The organism is Candidatus Symbiopectobacterium sp. NZEC135, from assembly GCF_025962695.1.
On sequence record NZ_JAGFPF010001314.1, the window covers coordinates 1 to 600 of the forward strand.

Annotated in this window: 1 protein-coding gene; it reads right to left on the minus strand. The window is 58.2% G+C overall.

Annotation, left to right across the window (positions count from 1 at the left end; genetic code table 11):
• A partial coding sequence (locus tag J5224_RS34020; protein ID WP_264629266.1) for an MFS transporter occupies nt 1-600 on the minus strand: 600 nt, incomplete at both ends.

Genomic DNA, 600 nt, shown 5'->3' on the forward strand with positions numbered 1-600 from the left:
GCTTCATTCGCATAAGGTTCCAACGCATAGCTGGTGGCGGGGCCAATGGCAAACGCCAGGCCAGCAAACGCTACCACGACCGGTGCCATAAAGATCCACCAACGCGCCTGTAGCGCCTCGGGCAACCAGAGAATAATGGCGCACAGTAACAAAAAGCCGCTGCCAATCAATATCACGCTGAGCCTCAGGCAAGCGGGTCGGCCAATTTTCACGATCGCGCGCGTTGCCAGCAGGCTCATCGCCATCACCCAAAAGCCGTTTGCGCCGAACACCAGCGAGAACTGTAACGGTGACAACCCGCCGTGTACCATCAATACCACGGATGCCATCGACAGATAGGTCAGGGCCATCCCCATAATGCCAGCATTACAGCCAGCAAAGCCGATAAAGCGCGGTGTGAAAAGGATTCTGGCGTATTGCTTGATGGGCAAACCCGGCAGGCGCAGGGTGTCTGCCGGGCGGGTTTCTGGCAGATAGCGCAGGGTCAGCAATAGGACTACGCTGGCATACAGCGTCAAAAACCAGAAGCAGGCGCGCCAACCGAATGCGGCGGACAGCAAGCCGCCAAAAAACGGGGCCAGCGCGGGCACGATATTCAGC